This window comes from Thermovibrio ruber (genome assembly GCF_055380895.1).
Genome location: NZ_AP042397.1, coordinates 1,120,303 through 1,140,777, shown reverse-complemented (window position 1 = coordinate 1,140,777; position 20,475 = coordinate 1,120,303). Strand labels below are relative to the sequence as shown.

General features: G+C 45.5%; 23 protein-coding genes. 12 read left to right on the top strand and 11 right to left on the bottom strand.

The window, feature by feature from the left end; genetic code table 11:
- Both ACZ424_RS06045 and argH read right to left on the bottom strand, forming a co-directional pair.
- The gene (locus ACZ424_RS06045; RefSeq protein WP_464904083.1) at nucleotides 1-864 is read right to left on the bottom strand and encodes a transketolase; all 864 of its coding nucleotides are present in this window, start codon (nucleotides 862-864) and stop codon (nucleotides 1-3) included.
- 15 nt (nucleotides 865-879) lie between these two features.
- On the bottom strand, nucleotides 880-2,262 hold the full coding sequence (gene argH, locus ACZ424_RS06040) for an argininosuccinate lyase (RefSeq protein ID WP_464904082.1): 1,383 nt from the start codon (nucleotides 2,260-2,262) through the stop codon (nucleotides 880-882).
- Nucleotides 2,263-2,331: 69 nt separating this feature from the next.
- Between argH and guaB the strand changes: the two genes are divergently transcribed.
- Nucleotides 2,332-3,798: an IMP dehydrogenase gene (guaB, locus tag ACZ424_RS06035; protein ID WP_464904081.1), complete on the top strand. Its 1,467-nt coding sequence runs from the start codon at nucleotides 2,332-2,334 to the stop codon at nucleotides 3,796-3,798.
- 34 nt (nucleotides 3,799-3,832) lie between these two features.
- Here guaB and ACZ424_RS06030 read toward each other — a convergent pair whose 3' ends face one another.
- The 6 genes from ACZ424_RS06030 to dapA form a co-directional block, all read right to left on the bottom strand.
- Nucleotides 3,833-4,366 carry an HNH endonuclease gene (locus tag ACZ424_RS06030; protein ID WP_464904080.1) on the bottom strand — a complete coding sequence of 178 codons (534 nt, stop codon included), beginning with the start codon at nucleotides 4,364-4,366 and terminating at the stop codon, nucleotides 3,833-3,835.
- 52 nt (nucleotides 4,367-4,418) lie between these two features.
- Nucleotides 4,419-5,552 carry an RNA ligase gene (locus ACZ424_RS06025; protein WP_464904079.1) on the bottom strand — a complete coding sequence of 378 codons (1,134 nt, stop codon included), beginning with the start codon at nucleotides 5,550-5,552 and terminating at the stop codon, nucleotides 4,419-4,421.
- The gene (hisA, locus tag ACZ424_RS06020) at nucleotides 5,549-6,271 is read right to left on the bottom strand and encodes a 1-(5-phosphoribosyl)-5-[(5-phosphoribosylamino)methylideneamino]imidazole-4-carboxamide isomerase (RefSeq protein WP_464904078.1); all 723 of its coding nucleotides are present in this window, start codon (nucleotides 6,269-6,271) and stop codon (nucleotides 5,549-5,551) included. Before hisA ends, ACZ424_RS06025 begins: the two co-directional genes overlap by 4 nt.
- 93 nt (nucleotides 6,272-6,364) lie before the next feature.
- Nucleotides 6,365-7,147, bottom strand: a complete 783-nt coding sequence (gene dapB / locus ACZ424_RS06015; RefSeq protein ID WP_464904077.1) for a 4-hydroxy-tetrahydrodipicolinate reductase — start codon at nucleotides 7,145-7,147, stop codon at nucleotides 6,365-6,367.
- Nucleotides 7,148-7,156: 9 nt separating this feature from the next.
- Nucleotides 7,157-8,182, bottom strand: coding sequence for a protoglobin domain-containing protein (locus ACZ424_RS06010; protein WP_464904076.1), 1,026 nt, complete (start codon nucleotides 8,180-8,182; stop codon nucleotides 7,157-7,159).
- Nucleotides 8,182-9,054, bottom strand: a complete 873-nt coding sequence (dapA, locus tag ACZ424_RS06005; protein WP_464904075.1) for a 4-hydroxy-tetrahydrodipicolinate synthase — start codon at nucleotides 9,052-9,054, stop codon at nucleotides 8,182-8,184. Before dapA ends, ACZ424_RS06010 begins: the two co-directional genes overlap by 1 nt.
- Nucleotides 9,055-9,132: 78 nt before the next feature.
- Here dapA and thrC point away from each other — a divergent pair, with 78 nt between their 5' ends.
- From thrC to ACZ424_RS05990, 3 genes are read left to right on the top strand one after another with little or no spacing between them, the layout of a single operon-like run.
- Entirely contained in the window at nucleotides 9,133-10,194 is a 1,062-nt protein-coding gene (gene thrC, locus ACZ424_RS06000; RefSeq protein WP_464904074.1) for a threonine synthase, read from the top strand.
- A 2-nt stretch (nucleotides 10,195-10,196) separates the two neighbouring features.
- Nucleotides 10,197-11,453 carry an ATP phosphoribosyltransferase regulatory subunit gene (gene hisZ / locus ACZ424_RS05995; RefSeq protein WP_464904073.1) on the top strand — a complete coding sequence of 419 codons (1,257 nt, stop codon included), beginning with the start codon at nucleotides 10,197-10,199 and terminating at the stop codon, nucleotides 11,451-11,453.
- Between the two features lie 36 nt (nucleotides 11,454-11,489).
- Entirely contained in the window at nucleotides 11,490-12,779 is a 1,290-nt protein-coding gene (locus ACZ424_RS05990) for an adenylosuccinate synthase (protein ID WP_464904072.1), read from the top strand.
- On the opposite strand, the gene ACZ424_RS05985 is transcribed toward ACZ424_RS05990, so the two are convergent.
- From ACZ424_RS05985 to ACZ424_RS05975, 3 genes are read right to left on the bottom strand one after another with little or no spacing between them, the layout of a single operon-like run.
- Nucleotides 12,757-13,707, bottom strand: coding sequence for an SAM-dependent methyltransferase (locus ACZ424_RS05985; protein ID WP_464904071.1), 951 nt, complete (start codon nucleotides 13,705-13,707; stop codon nucleotides 12,757-12,759). The two genes, ACZ424_RS05990 and ACZ424_RS05985, sit on opposite strands and share 23 nt — an antisense overlap.
- Nucleotides 13,701-14,711, bottom strand: coding sequence for a DNA-processing protein DprA (gene dprA / locus ACZ424_RS05980; protein ID WP_464904070.1), 1,011 nt, complete (start codon nucleotides 14,709-14,711; stop codon nucleotides 13,701-13,703). The genes ACZ424_RS05985 and dprA overlap by 7 nt, the downstream gene beginning before the upstream one ends.
- Nucleotides 14,711-15,313, bottom strand: coding sequence for a purine nucleoside phosphorylase YfiH/LACC1 family protein (locus tag ACZ424_RS05975; protein ID WP_464904069.1), 603 nt, complete (start codon nucleotides 15,311-15,313; stop codon nucleotides 14,711-14,713). Before ACZ424_RS05975 ends, dprA begins: the two co-directional genes overlap by 1 nt.
- A gap of 17 nt (nucleotides 15,314-15,330) precedes the next feature.
- On the opposite strand from ACZ424_RS05975, the gene ACZ424_RS05970 reads away from it, so the two are divergent.
- From ACZ424_RS05970 to ACZ424_RS05935, 8 genes are all read left to right on the top strand, one after another.
- Nucleotides 15,331-15,729, top strand: coding sequence for a hypothetical protein (locus tag ACZ424_RS05970; protein ID WP_464904068.1), 399 nt, complete (start codon nucleotides 15,331-15,333; stop codon nucleotides 15,727-15,729).
- Nucleotides 15,722-16,072, top strand: coding sequence for a hypothetical protein (locus ACZ424_RS05965; protein WP_464904067.1), 351 nt, complete (start codon nucleotides 15,722-15,724; stop codon nucleotides 16,070-16,072). Before ACZ424_RS05970 ends, ACZ424_RS05965 begins: the two co-directional genes overlap by 8 nt.
- Entirely contained in the window at nucleotides 16,062-16,754 is a 693-nt protein-coding gene (locus ACZ424_RS05960) for a hypothetical protein (protein WP_464904066.1), read from the top strand. Before ACZ424_RS05965 ends, ACZ424_RS05960 begins: the two co-directional genes overlap by 11 nt.
- A 50-nt stretch (nucleotides 16,755-16,804) precedes the next feature.
- Nucleotides 16,805-17,047 carry a ribbon-helix-helix protein, CopG family gene (locus ACZ424_RS05955; RefSeq protein ID WP_464904065.1) on the top strand — a complete coding sequence of 81 codons (243 nt, stop codon included), beginning with the start codon at nucleotides 16,805-16,807 and terminating at the stop codon, nucleotides 17,045-17,047.
- On the top strand, nucleotides 17,034-17,393 hold the full coding sequence (locus ACZ424_RS05950) for a type II toxin-antitoxin system PemK/MazF family toxin (protein WP_464904064.1): 360 nt from the start codon (nucleotides 17,034-17,036) through the stop codon (nucleotides 17,391-17,393). Before ACZ424_RS05955 ends, ACZ424_RS05950 begins: the two co-directional genes overlap by 14 nt.
- A gap of 145 nt (nucleotides 17,394-17,538) precedes the next feature.
- On the top strand, nucleotides 17,539-19,095 hold the full coding sequence (gene guaA, locus ACZ424_RS05945) for a glutamine-hydrolyzing GMP synthase (RefSeq protein WP_464904063.1): 1,557 nt from the start codon (nucleotides 17,539-17,541) through the stop codon (nucleotides 19,093-19,095).
- Nucleotides 19,096-19,097: 2 nt separating this feature from the next.
- Nucleotides 19,098-20,000 (top strand): quinolinate synthase NadA, encoded by a 903-nt coding sequence (nadA, locus tag ACZ424_RS05940; RefSeq protein WP_464904062.1) that lies wholly within the window; start codon nucleotides 19,098-19,100, stop codon nucleotides 19,998-20,000.
- A complete protein-coding gene (locus tag ACZ424_RS05935) occupies nucleotides 20,000-20,455 on the top strand; it encodes a hypothetical protein (RefSeq protein ID WP_464904061.1) in 456 nt (151 codons plus the stop codon). Before nadA ends, ACZ424_RS05935 begins: the two co-directional genes overlap by 1 nt.
- Nucleotides 20,456-20,475: the final 20 nt, after the last annotated feature.

The following is a 20,475-nucleotide window of genomic DNA, read 5'->3' as shown; positions in this document are numbered from 1 at the left end:
TTAAACTGCCTCTCCTAACTCTTTCAATGCCTCTTTCAGTAAATCCGGCGGGAGAGCCTTTCCGTGCCACTCCGCCCTGTTCTCCATAAACGAAACTCCCTTACCTTTAACAGTCTTTGCAACTATCATTGTAGGTTTAAACTTTACTCTGTCTGCTTCATCTAAGGCCTCTTTAATCTCCTTAAAGTCGTGGCCGTTTATCTCAATAACGTGCCAGCCAAAGGCTTTCCACTTCTCAACTGCTGGGTATATGGACATTACCTCATCAACGGGGCCGTCTATCTGAAGGTTGTTGTTATCAAGGATTACGACCAGGTTGTCAAGGTTGTAATGGGAAGCTGCCATGCTTGCTTCCCATACGCTTCCCTCTTGAGCCTCTCCGTCTCCAATCATGCAGTAGACTTTACTGTCGCTCTTATCAAGTTTTAGCCCTAAAGCCATTCCGACGGCTGCCCCGATTCCGTGGCCTAAAGAACCGGTGCTTATCTCTATTCCGGGAGTTTTATGCATGTCTGGATGCCCCTGAAGGTCTCCGTCAATTTTCCTGAACTCGTGGAGCTTCTCAAGTGGAAAATAGCCAGTTCTTGCAAGGACTGAGTAAAGAGCCGGGCAGACGTGACCTTTAGAGAGGACGAACCTGTCCCTCTTCTCCCACTTTGGGTTCTCTGGGTTGTGCCTCATCTTGTAGTAGTAGAGGGTTACTATGATGTCTGCGGCAGACATCGCTCCGCCGGGATGACCGGACTGGGCTTCAGACGTCATCTTCAGTATATCTTTTCTTACTTCCCTTGCTATAGCCCTTAAGGTTACTTCGTCTATTTCTCTACTCCTTTCTAAGAAAAAGGAGGGTTCAAACCTAACCATTTTAAACCTCCAATCTTAAAAGCCTTCTTCCTCTTTGATTTTTTCAACCTCTTTTTCTACCTGTTCTCTGGCGGTTCCGCCCGTTATGTTTCTGCTGTTTATAGAACCTTCAACGCTCATAAGGTTTAAAACGTCCTTGTCAAACTTGTCGGAGAATTTCTTAAACTCGTCAAGGGTTAAGTCTTCAAGGCCTTTACTGTTGTCTAAGCAGTAAGAGACCAACTCTCCAACGATTCTGTGGGCTTCTCTGAAGGGAACGCCCTTCTTTGCAAGGTAGTCTGCAACGTCTGTGGCAAGTGAGAATCCTTTTTTGGCCTGTTCTCTCATCCTTTCCTTTTTAGGTTTCATTCCTTCTACGATGAGGGCGTTAACCTTGAGGGAGAGTTTTACTGTGTCTATGGCGTCAAACAGAGGCTCTTTGTCCTCTTGAAGGTCTCTGTTATACGTGAGAGGAAGGCCTTTTAGAACAGTTAGTATTGCAACTAAATCTCCGTAGACCCTTCCGGTTTTTCCTCTTGTTAGCTCTGAAACGTCGGGGTTTTTCTTCTGGGGCATTATTGAACTTCCGGTGCAGAAGGCGTCGGGGAGCTCTATAAAACCGAACTCCTCCGTTGACCAGAGAACAAGCTCCTCAGAGAGCCTTGATAGGTGCATCATAACCATTGCACAGTTGAAAATCGTTTCTACTACAAAGTCCCTGTCGCTAACTGCATCCATGCTGTTTCTCGTTACTCCGTCAAAGCCAAGAAGCCTTGCTGTAAACTCCCTGTCGAGAGGGTAACTGGTTCCTGCAAGTGCTGCAGAGCCAAGTGGAGAGACGTTTACCCTTTTTAGAGTGTCTTTGAATCGCTCCTCATCCCTCTTAAACATCCAGTAATAGGCTAACATGTGGTGAGAGTAGAGAACTGGCTGGGCTATCTGAAGGTGGGTGTATCCGGGCATAACAACATCTAAGTTCTCCTTTGCCTGTTTCCAGAAGGCCCTTCTGAGGTTTTTGAGGAGCTCCAAAATCTCCTCAATCTCCTTTCTAACGTAGAGCCTTACGTCGGTTACAACCTGATCGTTCCTTGATCTTCCTGTGTGGAGCTTCCCTCCAACGGGACCTACTATCTCCGTTAACCTCTTCTCAACGTTCATGTGGACGTCTTCAAGCTCCCTCTTCCACTCAAACCGGCCGCTCTCAACTTCCTTTAAGGTTTTATTTAAACCCTCTATAATCTTTTGAGCCTCTTCAGGTTTCAGGATTCTCTGTTTTTCAAGCATCTTTACGTGGGCAATGCTACCGGCTATGTCAAACGGGGCTAAACGATTGTCGTAGGAGACAGATTCTGTAAACTCCTCAACCAGCTCGTTCGTGCTTTCTTTAAACCGGCCTCCCCAGAGCTTCTTCTCAGACAACGTTCACCTCCTACTTGCCCAATTCTACCAGTAAAACTATAATTCCCTAAAGTTTTCAAGGAGGAAAATATGCTCGGCAAAGAGGTTAAGGAAGCCCTTACATTTGACGACGTCCTTTTAGTTCCAAACTACTCTGAAGTTCTTCCCACACAGGTAGACGTAAGAACAAAGCTGACGAAGAAGATAACCTTAAACATCCCTATAATGAGTGCTGCAATGGATACAGTTACAGAAGCCGAGCTTGCCATAGCGATTGCCCGTGAAGGGGGTATTGGGATAATTCACAAGAATATGTCAATAGAAGAGCAGGCAGAGGAAGTTGATAGAGTTAAAAGGTCTGAAAGCGGGATGATCGTTAAGCCTGTAACTGTCCGCCCAGACCAGACGATAGCGGAAGCTGAATCATTGATGAAAAAGTATAAGATTTCCGGCCTTCCCGTCGTTGATGAGAAGGGAAAACTCCTTGGAATAATAACCAACAGGGATATTAGGTTCGTTAAGAACTTTAGCAAGAAGATAAGAGAAGTAATGACAAAGGAGAACCTTATAACTGTTCCCGTTGGAACTACTTTAGAAGAAGCTAAGGAGATACTCCACAAGCACAAGATAGAGAAACTTCCCGTCGTTGATGAGAAAGGATACTTGAAGGGCTTAATTACGATAAAGGACATTGAGAAAAGGGAGAAGTACCCCAACGCCTGTAAGGATGAGCTAGGAAGGCTCAGAGTTGGGGCAGCAATTGGAGTTGGACCAGAAGCAATAAGAAGGGCAGAAGCCCTAATTGAAGCTGGAGCAGACGTAATCGTTGTTGATACCGCCCACGGCCACTCTAAGGGAGTTCTTGAGACTGTTGAGAAGCTCAAAGGACTCTTTCCAGAGGTTGACGTCATCGCAGGGAACGTTGCAACCCCTGAAGCAACTGAAGCCCTTATAAAGGCTGGAGCCGATGCCGTAAAGGTAGGAATAGGACCCGGTTCAATATGCACAACTAGAATCGTTGCAGGAGTGGGAGTTCCTCAGCTTACTGCCGTTGCCCAGTGTGCAGAAGTTGCAGACAAGTACGACATCTCGATCATTGCAGACGGTGGTATTAAGTTCTCCGGAGACATTGCAAAGGCTATAGGGGCAGGTGCAAGGGTCGTAATGATTGGAAGCCTCTTTGCAGGAACGAAAGAGGCTCCGGGAGAGGTGATTCTCTACCAGGGAAGGAGTTATAAGGTTTATAGGGGAATGGGCTCACTGGGAGCTATGAAGAAGGGAAGTAAGGACAGATACTTCCAGTCTGACGTTGAGGAGAAGAAGTTGGTTCCCGAAGGCATTGAGGGAATGGTTCCTTACAGGGGACCACTGGCCGATACAATTCATCAACTTGTAGGCGGTTTAAGGGCAGGAATGGGCTACTGCGGTGCTGCAAACATTGAAGAGATGAGAAAGAAGGCAAGGTTCGTTAAGATAACCTCTGCGGGGCTGAAAGAATCCCACGTCCACGACGTTATCATCACAAAAGAGGCTCCTAACTACTGGATTGAGAGGTAAGGGGGGATAACTCCACTCCCCGCAGTTCATTCTCTTATATTGCTTCTACGTCGCGAACTCCGTAGAGGGAAAGAGCTCCCAAGAACTCCTCGTTAAACCTGTGGCGCCACCTGTTCAGTGAAATCTGGAAGTTTGACGGCTTTTTGGGCTTGAAGAGGAGCTCCATTTCGGCCTCTTTGGGAGTTCTGTTTCCCTTTTTCTGGTTGCACTCTGAGCAGCAGGTTACCAAGTTCTCCCAAGTCCACTTTCCGCCCTTGCTCTTTGGAACGATGTGGTCAATGGTGGCTTCGTTGTCCTTAACTGTCTTGCCGCAGTAGGCACAGGTAAAGTTATCCCTGATGAACACGGCCCTTCTGGTTGGGGAGCTCTCCCAGTGGCGAATAAGAACGGGAATTCTTATTACTAAAGGGGCAGGGTAGTCCCGACTTGGAGAGTGTAGAGATACCGTTCTGTAGTGTTCAAGAACTTCACACTTGTTTAGAAGCTCAAGGAGAAAGGCCTTCTTGTGGGAGAAGATAGAAACCGGAAGGTAAGTCTTGTCAAGAACCAGCGTAGGATAGAGAACCAAAGGTGCCTCCTAAAACGGTTCCCCTCTATTTTTGTTTTTTATTTCTTAACATTCAAGTTGTTAACTTTACCTCTCCAGACTTTAACATAGTGTAGAGTTTAGTTCCCAGGTAACTTTCAAACTTCTTCCTCTCCTTTGCCAACCGGATGGCTTCCTTTAAGTAATCCTCTCTTAGTTTAAAGTTTGAGAAATCCTTTCTGTATTTCTTCTGAAGTTTTTCCAGTTTTTCTCTAAACCTCGTTTCAAAGTTCGGTTTTCCGTAGAAGTTTGAAAGCTCCTGAGAGAGTTCCAACAAATCCCTGTAGAGGGAAACCAGCTTCTTCAGTCTCTTCCGCTTTTTCTCTCGGAGCTCCCTGTTTAAAACAGAGCTGAACAGATCGTCTGCCTTCCCCTGGAGGAACAGGTTAAAGAGCTTGTGGTCAGGGATGTTGTGTAGGTATGTAAAGGCATAATGGTGTTTGTAATACCAGGGAGACTTCAGCTTAACAAATAGTGGGAAAGGTTCTCTTTGGGAAAAGTCCTTTAGAACGAACCCTTCTAATCCTTCTACTTTTTCAATTTTTTCCTTTAGCTTTTTTAAATTCCCAACTCTTTTTGGAGGTATTTTAAATCCCATTTCCTTTAGCTCTTCTTCTCTTTCCTCTAATAGATACTTTCCGGTTCTGTTATCCCTTACTTCCGTAAGTATCAGTTTTTCTCTGTCGTATGGAATTACGAGCTGGAACTGGGGTGAGATTAGCTCAAAGATTGGGGTGTAACCTTTGGAAAGGAGTTCCTTAACTGCTCTGTAGAGTTTCGGGTTTTTTAGAAGGAGCTCCTCTCCCTTTTCCGTTTGAGGGTTTGAGAAGGCTTTCTGTGTTAGGAGTTTAACCTCTCCATTTATAAGAACTGGGTGGAGCATTGTTCCGTCAAGCTTTTCACGTGCGATAAAGGTTCTGTTTTTAAGCTTTTCCTCTTCACTTTCCTCAGCCTCTCTTAAGTTGAAGAACTTGTGATAGGGGCGGGAGACAACTTCTCCCGTTTCTTTGCTAAACGTGATTCCTCGAAACTCCCTCTTTAATGGCGTATCAAAAACCGATGGAGCATTGTAACGGTAGGAAACTTTAACTAAATCCCCTTCACTTAAAACTTTAAAGAACCTGTTGTTTTCTACCTCTTTTAGGGCTTTATCTAAAGTGATTTTCAAGACTTAAGGAGCTCCAGAGCTTCTTTCAGGTTTACAGTCCCCTCGTAGAGAGCTTTACCAACAATTGCTCCAACAACGTTTTCTATTTGGGAAAGTTTAACTAAGTCCTCCACTTTTGCAACTCCTCCAGAGGCTATAACGGGGTGGGAAACTGAGAATGCGAACCTCTCAACCTCTTTAAAGTTTGGGCTCGTTAGTGTTCCATCCCTTGAGATGTCTGTATAGACGAATCCCCAAATGTCTAACTGGTCACTCTTTTTGGCAAGCTCAACTGCAGGAATTCCTGAGACTTCTGTCCAGCCCTTGGTCGTTGCTATTCCGTTTTTTGCATCTATTCCAACTATCAACTTACCAGGAAAGGCCTTAACCATCTCCTCAAAGAGTTCGGGTTTCTCAACAACAACTGTTCCGAGGATTACTCTATCAACTCCGGCTTTAAAGAGCTCTTCCAAAGCCTTCATCGTCCTGACGCCGCCGCCAAACTGAACGGGGATGGAGAGCTCCTCAACAATATCCTTAACTATCGGAAGGTTTTTAGGAATTCCCTCAAAGGCTCCATCGAGGTCAACAACGTGGAGGCGGGGAGCTCCCTCTTCCTCCCACATCTTCGCAACTTCAACGGGGTTTTCGTAGTAAACCTTCTCCTGGTCTGCCCTTCCTTGGTAGAGCCTGACGCACTTTCCACCCTTAATATCAACGGCCGGAATTACTTCAAACACGGTTCCTCCCTATCCTTCGGCAAGTGGATCGTTTAAGTAAGCAAAGAGTATTGCCAGAATAAACGGAAGAATAAGGAAAAAGACTTCTTTCATCTAAATTCCTAAAACATCAAACATCGTGTAGAGTCCCGGCTCCTTGCCGGCTACCCACTTTGCGGCAGTCAAAGCTCCCCTTGCAAAGGTCTCTCTGCTGGTTGCCCTGTGGGTGAGCTCTAACCTCTCTCCAAGGGTTGCAAAGTATACCGTGTGGTCTCCTACTACGTCTCCCATCCTTGCAGAGAGGACTCCTATCTCGTCCGGCTTTCTCTCACCTATTATGCCTTTCCTTCCGTAAACCGCAGACTTTTCAAGGTCAACCCCTAAGTTCTCTGCAACTATCTCTGCAAGTTTTACGGCGGTTCCTGAAGGGGCATCTTTCTTGAACCTGTGGTGAATCTCAAATATCTCAACGTCGTATCCCTTATCCTTTAGTGCCTTAGCAGCTTCAGCTACAAGCTTAAAGAGTAAGTTTACTCCAAGGCTCATGTTGGGAGAAAAAACAACTGGAACTTTTTTAGCCGTTTCCTCTATGAGCTTTCTTTGAGTTTCAGATAGTCCGGTTGTTCCGATAACTAAGGCTACTCCTAACTCTTTTGCCTCTTTAAGGAGTTTTTCAGTAGCTTCGGGAGTTGTAAAGTCTATAACTACGTCAGGTTTTTCAGGAATTTCTGAAATTGAAGAGTAGAACTTAACTCCGGGAGAAAACTCCTTTCCTATTAGCTCTGAATCCGGCCTTTCTGTTACTCCGGTTAGCTTAAAGTCTTTATCCTCAAGGGCTAACTTCCCTATTAATCTTCCCATTCTTCCGGCTGCGCCGGTTACCGCCAGCTTTACCATCCCTTACTCCTAACTGAGCTTTTTCTTCTGCTTTATCTCAAACCACTTAACAATGCCGTAGACGATGCCGAGGATGAGAATGAGAGCTCCGATCCCGAGCTTAAACTCTATGGGTTTTCCGTGTTCAAGGGAAACTACTAAAGCTTCCCTGATTGTTGCAGCTAAGGCAACGCTTACAAAGGCTGAAACTGCAAGCTCTCCTCCCAACATAAACTTGATTTCGCTGTTTAGGAGTTCCAACACCGTCCAGAGTATTAGCAGGTCTCCCATTGCAGCTATAAGACTGTGGGCGAGGTCTCCGTGGAAGAAGTGGACTACGTCCATCCCGAAGAGGAAGATAACGAAAATCGCAAGGGACATAAGACCTAATAGTATTGCTATGTCCATAAATACGGCAAACTTCTTGCTGAGCTTTATGGCTGCCCTTTCAACCTTTCCTGCTTCAAAGAAGGTGCGGAGCTCCGCGTCAACGTAGTAAGAAATGAGAACGTCCTCGTTAAGGGCAAGTATCTTCCTTAAAGACCTGTTTAAATCCTCAAGTCTTTCAAAGACTTCCTCTAAAACGAAACCTTCAAGGATTTCAGTCTTTGAAGGGTCGCAAAACTCTTTCTGTTCCTTCTTAAAGTCTTCAAAGAATACTTGTGCTTTATCTGAGAAAAACTGTGCAACTCTTCTACTGCAGAACCTACTGACAAAGTTCATTGCAACGATGATGTAGTGGGGTGGTATTCCCTCCTCAACGTGAACCTTCGCTATTCTCAGAAGGTATAACAGGTATTCAGAGTCGTATCTTCCAGAAAACAGCTTTTCATACCAGATTTTTATTGTCTGTTTTAACCTTTGAAGCTTACTTTCAGGGATGTACTCCTTTACGTCTTCAAACTTCATTAAGTTGTCGTAGAAAGCGTTTGCAAACTCTTCCTTGTAAGGGAGCAAGATGTTTCCTAAAAACCTTAAGTTTTTTATGTCTTTTTCCCTTATCTCAAAGTAGTCTAAGAGCCTTTCTAAGTCTCTGTAGTCAATCCCTAAGTGCATTACAGAACTCCAAACTCTTTTAAGGTTTTCTCAATTACCACCTCTTTCTCGGGGGTTGTCGGACACAAGGGTAGCCGAAACTCCTTCTCCATTCTTCCCATCATAGAGAGGGCGGTTTTAACGGGAATGGGGTTCGTATCTATGAACAACACTTTAGAGAGAGGGTAGAGCTCCCTGTGAATTTTGGAAGCTTTCTCAAAATCTCCAGAGGTGAATGCCTTGTACATCTCTACCATTCTGTTTGGAACGACGTTTGCCGTAACAGAGATTACTCCCTTTGCACCAACAGAAAGGAGAGGGAAGAAAGTTAGGTCGTCTCCCGAGAGGACTTCAATTTTGTCGCCGCACAGGTTGATTATCTCTGTTGTCACGTTTGTGCTTCCCGTTGCCTCTTTGATTGCAACGATGTTGTCTATTTCTGATAGCCTTGCAACTGTTTCAGGGAGCATGTTTACGCCTGTTCTACCGGGGACGTTGTAGAGGACTATCGGGATTGAGACGGCCTCTGCAACTGCTTTAAAGTGTCTGTATAGCCCCTCTTGGTTTGGCTTGTTGTAGTAGGGAGTTATGAGGAGAGCTCCGTCTGCCTTCACCTCTTCTGCAAACTTTGTGAGTCTTATGGCTTCAGATGTTGAGTTTGAACCTGTTCCAGCAATTACCTTAACTCTACCTTTCGCCTGTTCAATCGTTAGGGCTATAACCTCTTCGTGTTCTTCATATGAGAGTGTAGCGCTCTCTCCTGTCGTTCCACAGGGAACGATTCCGTCAACGCCGTTTTCAATGAGGAACTCTATGTGGTTTTTAAGGGCTTCTGTATCAACTTTTCCGTTTTTAAATGGGGTGGGGATTGCAACGTAGATTCCTTCAAACATCGTTCCTCCGTATCCTTTTAAAACCAGGAAGTATAATTCCTACTCCGTATTTTAACTGTTTTTCTGGAGGTATTTTATATGGAAAGGTGGAAAGGCATAATAGAGGAGTTTAGGGAGTTCCTTCCCGTTACAGATAAAACTCCCGTAGTAACCCTTTTAGAAGGTAACACTCCTCTAATAAAGGCAGATAACTTGGCAAAAGAGATTAAGCCGGGGATAGAGCTCTACCTCAAGTTTGAAGGTTTAAACCCGACGGGCTCTTTTAAGGACAGGGGAATGACAATGGCCGTCTCTAAGGCCGTTGAAGAAGGGGCAAAGGCTGTAATCTGTGCCTCTACGGGAAACACTTCTGCATCTGCTGCAGCCTACGCGGCAAAGGCCGGTTTAAAGGCTGTGGTCCTGATTCCTGAAGGGAAAATAGCTTTAGGAAAACTCTCTCAGGCAGTTATGTATGGGGCTGAGGTTATTCAGATAAAAGGAAACTTTGACGACGCTTTAGAGATAGTAAGAGAGATTGGAGCTGAATACCCGATAACTATTGTCAACTCAATAAACCCTTACAGGCTCCAGGGACAGAAGACTGCAGCCTTTGAAATATGCGAGCAGCTGGGGAGAGCTCCCGACTACCACTTTATTCCCGTCGGAAATGCAGGGAACATAACGGCATACTGGATGGGCTACAAGGAATACTACGAGGCCGAGAAGGTTGACTCAAAGCCCAAGATGTGCGGCTGGCAGGCTGCTGGGGCTGCTCCGATAGTTCTCGGCCACCCGGTTGAAAACCCTGAGACCATCGCAACCGCAATAAGGATTGGAAACCCTGCAAGCTGGAAGGGGGCGGTAAACGCTGCAAACGAGTCCGGCGGTTTTATAGACATGGTTACAGACGAGGAGATACTGGAGGCCTACAGGTTAGTTGCCAGAACAGAGGGGATATTCTGTGAGCCTGCCTCTGCGGCTTCTATTGCTGGGGTTATAAAGAGCGTTCGTGAAAAGGGAATGTTTGAGAAGGGAGACGTTGTCGTCTGCACTCTAACGGGGCACGGCCTTAAAGACCCGGATACTGCAATTTCAATGGGAGTTAAGCCGGTAACACTTCCTGCAGACAAAGATGAAATAGTTAAACACTTAGGGTTTTAAAGATGAGGTTAACTGAGATTCCGAAAGGTTTTAAGAGCCTCCTGCCAAACGAAGTTAAGAGAAGGTGGGAGCTCCTAAGGAGCGTTAAAGAGGTCGTTGAAAAGTGGGGATACGAACCGGTTTGGCCTCCGACAATTGAGTTTTTAGAGCTCTTCACCGCAGTTGATAGGAGCACAGAAGAGTTCGCCTTTAAGTTGGTTGACCGGTTTACCGGAAGGTTGATGGCAGTAAGGCCAGACTTTACTCCTCAAGTTGCAAGAATCGTTGCTTCGTCGTTTAAAGACGAGGAACCTCCCTTCCGTTTCTACTACACGGGAAAAGTTTTCAGGGATAGAAACGGAGACAGGGAGACTTACCAGTTTGGGATAGAGTTCCTTGGCGTTAAAGAGGTAGAAGCAGACGCAGAGGTTATTTCTGTAGTTGCAAACATTCTGAAAGAGCTTGGGCTTAAGTCTTTCCAGATAGACATAGGCCATACGGAGTTTTTGGAAGGCGTTATTCAGGAGCTCGGTGTAAAGGATAGGGAGAAGCTCTTAACCCTCTTAAAGCACAAAGATTTTTCTGGGATTGAACTCTTTTCAGAAAGTGAAGGAATAACGGGGGAGGCTAAGGAGAAGCTTTTTTCACTCCTGGAGCTCTACGGCAAAGAGGACGTTTTGGAGAGGGCAGGAGAGCTCTTTAAGAATGAAAAGTCAAGAAAAGCAGTGGAAGAGCTTAAGAGCGTTTACAAGATTCTAAAGAGCTACGGGTTTGAGGAGAGAGTGATATTTGACCTTTCAGAGAAGAGGGGAATGGACTACCACACGGGGATAACCTACGAGGTTTTCCATCCACTCTACGGCTTCTCTTTAGGAATGGGGGGAAGGTACGACCAGCTTACCGGGAAGTTCGGGTTAGAGCTCCCTGCAACGGGAATAGCCCTCAGCGTTGATGCGTTAGAGGAGCTCCTTGAGAAGAAGGGACTTTTAAAGGCTCCTAAAAAGAAGGACTTCTACATAGTTGACCTTAGCCCTGAAAAACACCTTGCCTACGAGGTTGCGAAAGAGCTCAGAGAGAAAGGTTTTTCCATTGCAAGAGACATCGTTAAAAGGGACTATCGGGAGTCTGTAGAGGTTGCGTTTAAGAAAGGGTACAAGTTCGTCTTGGTTCTAAACAGAGAGGAGGAACCTAAAAACCTTCTCTACACTTCACCTGAAGGCTTTTTTAAGCTTGAAGGGAAGGTTGCAGACGCCGTTTTAGAGCTAGTTTCAAGTATTTAGTATTATTCTGCCGCTAACTTTAGACGGAGGCGTTTAATGTCCACTCTTGCGATAGTTGGGACCCAGTGGGGAGACGAAGGAAAGGGAAAAATAGTTGACATCCTCTCTGAGAAGGCCGACTACATCGTTAGGTATCAGGGAGGAAACAACGCAGGTCATACAGTTGTTGTAAACGGAACCAAGTACGTTCTTCACCTCCTCCCGTCTGGAATCCTCCACGATGGAAAGAAGTGTGTTCTCGGAAACGGAATGGTCATAGACCTTGAGTCGCTATGGAACGAGGTTGAGTTCATAAAGAGGGTTGGGAAGAACCCGGAAGGTAGGCTCTTTGTAAGCGAGAGGGCCCACGTCATCTTTCCCTACCACAAGGAGCTTGACGCTGCTTCTGAAAAGTTAAAGGGAGATGGCTCAATAGGAACTACCCTAAAGGGAATTGGGCCTGCATACAGGGACAAGGCCGGAAGGGTAGGAATTAGAATTGCCGACCTTAAGGACGAGGAGACCTTTAAGGAAAAGCTTCGCTGGAACTTGAGGGAGAAGGAGTTAACTCTTAAGCACGTCTATAACTACCTGGTTTCCTTTGACTTTGACGAGGTTTACTCCCACACAATGAGGGTTTACGAAAAGGTTGCAGACTTTGTCTGTGATACGGTTTTTCTCTTAAACAGAGCGATTGATAGGGGAGAAAGGGTTCTCTTTGAGGGAGCTCAGGCGACACTCCTTGACATAGACGTTGGAACTTATCCGTTTGTAACCTCCTCAAACTCTTCAGCCCTTGGAATACCAGCAGGAACGGGAATCAGTCCCAAGAAGATTGATAGGGTCTATGGAATAGCAAAGGCCTATACAACGAGGGTTGGAGGAGGACCTTTTCCGACGGAACTTAAGGACAGCGTTGGGGAGCTCCTCAGGGCCCGCGGCCACGAATACGGTTCAACAACTGGAAGGCCGAGGCGCTGCGGCTGGTTAGACCTGTTTGCCGTTAAGTTCTCTGTTATGGTTAACGACTTAGACGGAGTTATCGTTACAAAACTTGACGTTTTAGATGCCTTTGATGAGATAAAGGTCTGCGTAGGATACGAACTTGACGGGGAGGTGATAGACCGCTTCCCTTCAACTGCTAAAGAGCTCTCAAGGGTTAAGCCTATCTACGAGACCCTCCCCGGCTGGAGGAGTGAGACGACCCACGTTAAGAGGTGGGAAGACCTGCCGAAAGAAGCTCAGAACTTCATAAGGTTTATTGAGGATTACTTAGGAGTTTCCGTTCCGATGGTCTCAACGGGACCTCAGAGGGACGAGACAATTACTTGCTGTGAAGTTTGGTAGCCTCTAAAACCTTAAACTTCCTTCCCATGTCAACTAAAAGCATTAAGGCCTGGGGAGCTTCCCCGGGCTCTAAATACCTCTCTATTCCGTTTTCAAGTAGAAAGGAGCTTTGTGGAGTTAACCTTTTAAATTTGAAACCTACCTTTTCAAGTAAAGAGCTCAAGTAGTCAAAGTCAACGAGAGCCGTTAAATCTGCTTTACCGGGGTATTTTAGGTATTCGTCGGTTAACCGGTTTTTCATAAAAGCTCGGAAGCTCTGCCTTCCTGAAATCTCACGGCACTTTCCGCCGTAGTCAAAGGTAATGAAAAAACCTCTCTTTAGTTTTTGAGAGAGCTCCTTCAGAAACCCTTCCCAACCTGTAAAGAGGCAGTATTCATCTCCTTCCTCTATAGTGCAAGGAATCTTCCCTCTGAACGGGACTAAATCTTCGTATAACTCTCCCCCTTTTTCTTTTATGACCACCTCGTAGAGTTCTCCCCTAATCTTTCTTATTCTCTTAAACGGGAAAGCGTCAAAGAACTCGTTTGAGATTACGATGCCTTCAAATGGAGAAATTTTGTCCAAACTTTTGATCCAGTTAACGCCTGTTAGCCAGTTAGGTTTTTCCCTTACCTCTAAAACTGTGTAGTTTTCGGGGCTTAAAGTTTCAAGGATGTCCTTTGCCAAGAAACCTTTACCGCCGCCGAGCTCCAAAACGTTTAAGGGGAGAGAGAGCTCTTTTCCTATCTTTTTCAGGTAGCTTGCAACCGTTTTCCCGAAGGCATCGGAAACTTCAGGGGCTGTTACAAAGTCCTCTCCCAAGTTTGGGCTCGTTCTTTTTTTTGTGTAGTAGCCCTCTTCTTTGTCGTAAAGGGAGATTTCAACGAATCTATCAAAAGATATATAACCTTTTTCTCCTATCTCGTTAATTATCTTTTCTTTCAGCATACTCTGTAAGTGGCTCCTTCCCTCTTTATAAGTTTTTCAAGCTCAAGTTTTGTGAGAATAACGAAAACTTCACTTGGAGTTTTCCCTGTTATCTGTGAAATTTGATCTGCAGTTAAGGGTCTTTCACAAATGAGGTTGTAAATCTCTTTAAATTCCTCGGGAATTTGTCTCTTATCATCTCTAATCTTTAACTGTGGAACTACCTCAAAAATTTCCTCAAAGTCAGTTAAGGGAGGAGCTCCCTCCTTTATCAGCCTGTTTGTTCCCCTGCTAAAGGGTGAGTCTATACTACCGGGAACGGCTAAAACCTCTTTTCCTTGGTCTAAAGCATAGCTGACGGTTATGAAAGTCCCGCTTTTCTCTGCTGCCTCAACGACTACGACACACTCAGAAAGTCCGCTTACTATTCTGTTTCTTCTGGGGAAGAACTCCTTCTTCGCCCTCGTTCCAAGTGGAAATTCAGAAATAACTGCCCCTCCAGATTCAATGATTTTCTCCGCCAAAGAATTGTTCTCCAGAGGGTAGATAAGGTCAACAGAGCTCCCCAAAACTGCTACGGTATTTCCGCCCCCTGAGAGAGCTCCCCTGTGGGCGGCACTGTCAATTCCGAGGGCAAGTCCACTTACAACCGTTATCCCCCTCTCAGATAAGAACTTTCCGAACCTAAAGGCAACGCTCCTTCCGTAGGAGGAACACCGCCTTGACCCTACGACTGCAACTGCCGGTTTTTCCTTCATCTCCCCCTTAACGTATAGAACTACTGGAGGCTGAGAGATGTCTAAAAGCTTTTTAGGGTAGTTTTTAGAGGTAAATGGAACGATTTTTACGCCTGACTTTTCTGCTTTTTTTACCTCTTCTTCAGCCCGTTTTAACTCCTCTGAGAGTTCTATCTTTTCCTCTCTAATACCTTCCTTTAGAGAGCCGTAGTTATCAATGAGCTTTTTTATCCTTTGGAACCCAAAGCCTTTTTTGAAAAAGAGTGCTAAAGTGAGAAGGAGCTCCATTAAATCAACCTTATGGCAGAGAGTGTTCTCTTGTCGGTTTTCTCCTTTCTGTAGGAGAAGAACCTGTCGTTGTTACACACGGAGCAGAGGTTTAAATCCTCAATTTCCGAAACTCCGGCGGCTTTCAGCTGTATCCTGTTGGCCTCTTTAAGGTCAAACAAGAACTTTCCCCCTTCTAATTCATAGAAGCACCTTTTATACTCTTTTGGAAAGAGTTTATACATGTCTTCCCCTACCTCGTAACAGTTCCTGCAGATTCCAACTCCCAAAATCGCCTTTTTCACCCTTGTAAACCTGTTTATGTAGGAAACTGCGTTGAAAGTTATACCTTTAAGGGTCCCTCTCCAGCCGGCGTGAACTACCCCTACGGCAGTTTCACCTATCAAGAAGATCGGAAGGCAGTCTGCCGTTAGAACTCCAATCCAGATGTTTTTTGTATCGGTTACAAGGCCGTCTGCTACGGGATTTTTTTTTGGAACTGATCCGACGAATACAACGTTTGCCTCATGAACCTGAACGGGAATTACTACTGGAAGTCCGTCTATTTCCTTTATGTCCCTGCCGTTTTGAGGTTTTTCGGATATGAATATTTCGTAGTTCATAGTGGTAGAATTTTAGCATGGCTGTTTTAGTTCTAAAGGTTGAAAAGAGAACAAGAAAAGTGCCTTCTCTTTACTTTCTTAAGCCTTCTGAACAGTTTCTCCTGTTTGAGGAAACGTTTCTTCAGACTCTCAACTCTTTAGACAGGAAAAGGATTACAAACAGAGCTCTCACTGAACTTGTAAACAGAAGGGGCTTGAAAAAGCTAAAAATTTTAAGGAAGGGATTTAAGAGGTTGGACGGAGCTCCCTTAAAAAAACGAAAGGCCGTTTACAACGCCTTTTACAGGGTTTTCCAGAGGCTCCAGTGGGCTCTTAACTCCGGAAGTGAAAAAGAGATTGAGCTTAAGGTTTGGCTCACTTCCTCTTTAGACTACCTGTGTGAACTCGTTGAAATTTTAGAGGAGATGGATGACTGAGGTTTCAAGTAGATGGGTTCTTCAGGAGGTCTTCGTTGACCCTTCTGTGGAAGGGGTCGGTGAGTGCACACTAAACCTCTCTGTTGCCTGTGACGTTTTGGAGAAGAAGGGGAACAGTTATAAAGTTGCCGTGGAGCTCTCCGGCTCTATCGTCGGAGACCGGTTTCAGGTTGCAAACGTTCGGTTTGTTAACGTTTCTGTGGTAAAGGCCAAACCGGGAACGAGAAGGGCAACGGTTCTAAAGAGGGTTGAGAAGGCAAAAGAAAGGGAGTTCTTGTCGTTCCTTCCTCTTTACCTGTTAAAGTCCGGAATCTTCCTGAAGGAAATTCACTATGAGCTGTAGCTGTAGGAAGGGAAAGAGACTCTCCTCAATCAGGAACAGGGAAATAGACGCTTTTTTGAGAACTCTCTCAAAGAACCCCAAAGCCTTTTCACTCCTTTTAGAGGTCGTTAACAGCTTCAGGCCAACAGACTCTCAGAGGGTTAAGGCAGAGAGGGTCTTCTTGGCCGTTAAGGATATGGTTGAGCTCGGGCTTGTAGACTTTTCCTCGGCTGAGAAAGTTCTGAAAGTTCTCCGTTCCTTCTTCCTCTCAGGAGATAGACAGAGGGGAGACCTTTTAGAGGTTTTGGTGTCAAAGCTTGGTCCTTTTGCCTTTGATGGAAGGTATAGAAGGGTCAACCAGTGTAAGGTCTTTAAGAAAAGTAGAAAGCTCTCAGACAAAGAGATTGACGTCGCCTTCTCTGGAAAGGAGGTTTTGGAGCTCCACGAGTGTAAGGCAAATATGGTTCGCCAGTGGAGAGACCCTTTAAGGAGGGGAAAAAGGGGAGGTAAGCTGAAGTTCCTTAACTCACTTTCAGTTGAGTGTAAGGACGGAAAAAAGGTAGTTCCCTGCTGTAGCGGATTAGACGGAGAGTTTGCTTGCCAGTATGTCCATATGGTTTTTAAGTTTTACAACTACCGACGGATTAAGGTTTTTGGAAGGGGGGAGCTCCTTGAAAAGTTCAAGAAAAAGTTCCGTGGCTAATCTGCTGGCTGACAAATAAATTTTCAGTTGAAACTACTTGGAGGCAAAACTTGAAAACGCTCACAGTGGAGTTAAACGACAGCCTTTTTGAACTGTTAGAGACTCTTTCAAGGAAAACAGGAAGTCCAAAAAGGGCAATTTTAGAGAGAGCTCTTCTCCTATACAAGAAGGAGCTTGAAAGACAGGAGATGTTAAAAAACCTTATTGAGTCTGCCGAGGAGCTTTCAAAAGACCCTGAAAACCTTGAAGAAATAAAAGAGCTTGAAGGCACTATAAACGATGGAATTGATTAGAGGTGGCATATACCTTGCCAAACTTAGCCCAACGAAAGGAGCGGAACCGGGGAAAGTTAGACCTGTAGTAATTGTTCAGAGACAGGAGATACTTAACGTTTACCCAACGGTTCTCGTTGCTCCCTTAACTTCAAACCTCAAGGGTAAGTATCCGATGAGGCTTTTCATTAAAGCGAGAGACCGTTTAGAAAAAGACTCTGCAATTATGATTGACCAGTTAAGAGCCATAGATAAAGGAAGGCTAATTCCCGACAGGATAACTTCCCTCTCTCAAGATGAGTTAGAGAAGCTGGAAAGGGCCATCTGTTTCTTCGTTGGAGCCGACCGAGAACTTTTTATCCTGTAAAGGTTAAAATTTCTCCTCAAAACTCCTTAAGGGGCTAACGTGGACACTAAACTACTTGAACTAATTGTTATATTTATCGTTGGATTTACAGTCTCAATGGTCTTTCTCTACTTTGTTTTGAAGAAACTCTAATTTAGGAGAGGTTATGGCCGCTAAGGACATTCACGAAAGTAAGATTCTCATTTTGGACTTTGGCTCCCAGTATACTCAGCTCATTGCAAGGAGGCTGAGGGAGAAGCACGTCTACTGTGAGATTCACCCCTACAACAAGCCGATTGAGAAGATTAAAGAGTTTAAGCCGAAGGGAATAATCCTATCCGGAGGGCCTGCAAGCGTTTACGCTCCAGGTTCTCCAAAAGTAAGTAAGGAAATATTTAACTTGGGAGTTCCTGTCCTCGGCATCTGCTACGGAATGCAGCTGATTACTTACCTCTTTGGAGGAGAAGTAGTTAGGGCAGAGAGACACGAGTATGGGAAGGCGGAGCTCCGTGTTTTAGACAACTCGGACCTCTTCTACGGTCTCCCAGAACGGTTTACTGTCTGGATGAGCCACGGAGACAGAGTTCTGAGAATTCCGGAAGGCTTTGAGCCGATAGCCGAAACGGAAAACGCCCCATACGCAGCAATCAGGAATAGAGAGAGGAAGATATTTGGAGTCCAGTTCCACCCGGAGGTTAAACACACCCAGTACGGAGACAGAATTCTTGAGAACTTTGCAGTGAGAATCTGCGGCTGTGAACAGACCTGGACGATGCACAACTTCATTGAGTATGAGGTAGAGAAGATTAGGAAAACCGTTGGAGACAAGAACGTAATATGTGCCCTCTCCGGAGGAGTTGACTCCTCAGTCGTTGCTGCACTCCTTCACAGGGCAATTGGAGATCAGCTCTACCCGATATTCGTTGATACAGGTCTTTTAAGAAAAGGGGAGAGGGAGACTGTAGAGAGGACTTTTAAAGAGAAGTTCCACATGAAGAACTTTAGGGTAGTTGACGCCTCAGAACTCTTCTTAGAGAGGCTAAAAGGGGTAACAGACCCTGAGAAGAAACGGAAGATAATCGGCCACACTTTCATTGAGGTCTTTGAGGAGGAAGCGAAGAAGATACCAAACGCAGAGTTCTTAGCCCAGGGAACCCTCTACCCAGACGTAATAGAGAGCGTTTCCGTTAAGGGCCCCTCTGCAACGATAAAGTCCCACCACAACGTTGGAGGGCTTCCAGAAAGGCTAAACTTTAAACTCATTGAACCACTAAGGGAGCTCTTTAAGGACGAGGTTAGAGAGCTCGGAAGGGAGCTTGGACTTCCTGAGGAGATAATAAAGAGACAGCCCTTCCCTGGACCAGGCCTTGCTATAAGGATAATTGGAGAAGTTAAGCCGGAATACCTAAAAATACTGAGGGAAGCTGACGCCATAGTCCTTGAGGAGATTAAGAAGGCAGGACTTTACGACAAGATATGGCAGTCCTTTGCCGTATTTCTGCCGATTCAAACAGTCGGAGTTATGGGAGATGTCAGAACTTACGACTACGTTATAGCCGTTAGGGCTGTTGAGAGCACAGACGGGATGACAGCCGACTGGGTAAAGCTTCCCTACGAGCTCCTTGAGAGGATATCAAACAGAATAATCAACGAGGTTGAAGGGGTAAACAGGGTCGTTTACGACATTACATCAAAACCCCCGGGAACGATTGAGTGGGAGTAGAAATGGACGTTTTAGAGAGGATAGAGGAACTAAAAGAGGAGAAGAGGGCCGTTGTCCTTGCCCACTACTACGTTGACGGAGCTCTCCAGGAGGTTGCAGACTTCGTCGGAGATTCACTTGAGCTTGCAAGGAAGGCAAAGGAGGCAGAGGGAGACATTATTGTCTTCTGCGGCGTCTACTTTATGGCAGAGACGGCAAAGATTTTAAACCCTGACAGAAAAGTCCTCATTCCCTACTATAAAGCCGGCTGCCTTATGGCAGATATGGCAATTGCCGAAGAGATAAAGGAGTTCAGGGAGAAAAACCCTGACTACGTGGTTGTTACCTACGTGAACAGCTCTGCCGACGTTAAGGCGGTTTCAGACATCTGCTGCACCTCTGCAAACGCCGTGAGAATCGTTGAGTCCTTAGGCGCTGAGAAAATCCTATTCGTTCCAGACAAGAACCTTGGCTCATTCGTTGCAGAGAAGGTAAAGGGAAAGGAGGTTAAGGTCTGGAATGGATACTGCCCCGTCCATCAGAAACTGACTCTGGAAGAGGCAGTAAGGGTAAAAGAGGAAAACCCAGATGCCGTTTTTGTCGTCCACCCCGAGTGTAGGAAAGAGGTAAGGGACATTGCAGACTTTGTAGGAAGCACCTCGCAAATAGTTAGGTTCGTAAAGGAAACTAAGTCAAAGAAGGTAATAGTTGGAACCGAAAAGGGAACAATCTACCAGCTCAAAAAACTGAGGCCGGACGTTGAGTTTATACCTGCCTACAGCGAGTTTATCTGCGACCAGATGAAGATGATAACGGTTGAGAGACTCCTTAGAGCCCTTGAGAGGGAGCAGTTTGAGGTTCGGGTTAACCCAGAGGTAGCAGAGGGAGCAAGGCAGGCGATTGAGAGAATGCTGGAGGTTAGCTGATGGAGAGGAGAGAGTTTAGAGTTAAGCAGGACATTCTATTCATCGCAGTTCCTCTCATCTTTGATTTTCTTTTCTTTGTCGGAGCTCTCTTCCTCTCCTCACCGTGGAAATGGATACTCGGAGCTTTAGCCCTTATCTTTGCAGGAGTTGTCATCTGGCAGTCAAGACCTTTCCTAAAGAGCTTTGAGCTCCTCTTAACTCCAAAGGGAGTAAAGGTAAAGGACTTTAGAGGGAACACTGTTAGAGAGGTTGACTGGAAAAAGGTAGAGGCGGCTGCTGCAGGATACAAGAAGACCTGGCTCATCTACACCTACAGCTTCTACTTCAGGGTTAAAGGGGACGAAGACGTTCTGTTCGGACTTGTCTCAAGGGAACCGGGACTTACCGGAAAATTCCAGCAGTTTATGAAGGTATTTGTGAGGAAGAGAATTCCCGTTCAGGTTGTTAAGTCTTAAAGGTAAAGGTATATTAAAAT

Excerpts from the sequence above, each read along its gene's own strand:
- ACZ424_RS05965 (WP_464904067.1), top strand. The coding sequence starts at position 15,722 with ATGACTGAGGTTTCAAGTAGATGGGTTCTTCAGGAGGTCTTCGTTGAC.
- thrC (WP_464904074.1), top strand. The coding sequence starts at position 9,133 with ATGGAAAGGTGGAAAGGCATAATAGAGGAGTTTAGGGAGTTCCTTCCC.
- nadA (WP_464904062.1), top strand. The coding sequence starts at position 19,098 with ATGGACGTTTTAGAGAGGATAGAGGAACTAAAAGAGGAGAAGAGGGCC.
- ACZ424_RS05935 (WP_464904061.1), top strand. The coding sequence starts at position 20,000 with ATGGAGAGGAGAGAGTTTAGAGTTAAGCAGGACATTCTATTCATCGCA.
- ACZ424_RS06045 (WP_464904083.1), bottom strand. The coding sequence starts at position 864 with ATGGTTAGGTTTGAACCCTCCTTTTTCTTAGAAAGGAGTAGAGAAATA.
- ACZ424_RS05950 (WP_464904064.1), top strand. The coding sequence starts at position 17,034 with ATGGAATTGATTAGAGGTGGCATATACCTTGCCAAACTTAGCCCAACG.
- ACZ424_RS05990 (WP_464904072.1), top strand. The coding sequence starts at position 11,490 with ATGTCCACTCTTGCGATAGTTGGGACCCAGTGGGGAGACGAAGGAAAG.
- dprA (WP_464904070.1), bottom strand. The coding sequence starts at position 14,711 with ATGGAGCTCCTTCTCACTTTAGCACTCTTTTTCAAAAAAGGCTTTGGG.
- ACZ424_RS06010 (WP_464904076.1), bottom strand. The coding sequence starts at position 8,182 with ATGCACTTAGGGATTGACTACAGAGACTTAGAAAGGCTCTTAGACTAC.
- ACZ424_RS05960 (WP_464904066.1), top strand. The coding sequence starts at position 16,062 with ATGAGCTGTAGCTGTAGGAAGGGAAAGAGACTCTCCTCAATCAGGAAC.
- ACZ424_RS05975 (WP_464904069.1), bottom strand. The coding sequence starts at position 15,313 with ATGAACTACGAAATATTCATATCCGAAAAACCTCAAAACGGCAGGGAC.
- guaA (WP_464904063.1), top strand. The coding sequence starts at position 17,539 with ATGGCCGCTAAGGACATTCACGAAAGTAAGATTCTCATTTTGGACTTT.
- hisZ (WP_464904073.1), top strand. The coding sequence starts at position 10,197 with ATGAGGTTAACTGAGATTCCGAAAGGTTTTAAGAGCCTCCTGCCAAAC.
- ACZ424_RS05985 (WP_464904071.1), bottom strand. The coding sequence starts at position 13,707 with ATGCTGAAAGAAAAGATAATTAACGAGATAGGAGAAAAAGGTTATATA.
- guaB (WP_464904081.1), top strand. The coding sequence starts at position 2,332 with ATGCTCGGCAAAGAGGTTAAGGAAGCCCTTACATTTGACGACGTCCTT.
- dapB (WP_464904077.1), bottom strand. The coding sequence starts at position 7,147 with ATGGTAAAGCTGGCGGTAACCGGCGCAGCCGGAAGAATGGGAAGATTA.
- ACZ424_RS05970 (WP_464904068.1), top strand. The coding sequence starts at position 15,331 with ATGGCTGTTTTAGTTCTAAAGGTTGAAAAGAGAACAAGAAAAGTGCCT.
- dapA (WP_464904075.1), bottom strand. The coding sequence starts at position 9,054 with ATGTTTGAAGGAATCTACGTTGCAATCCCCACCCCATTTAAAAACGGA.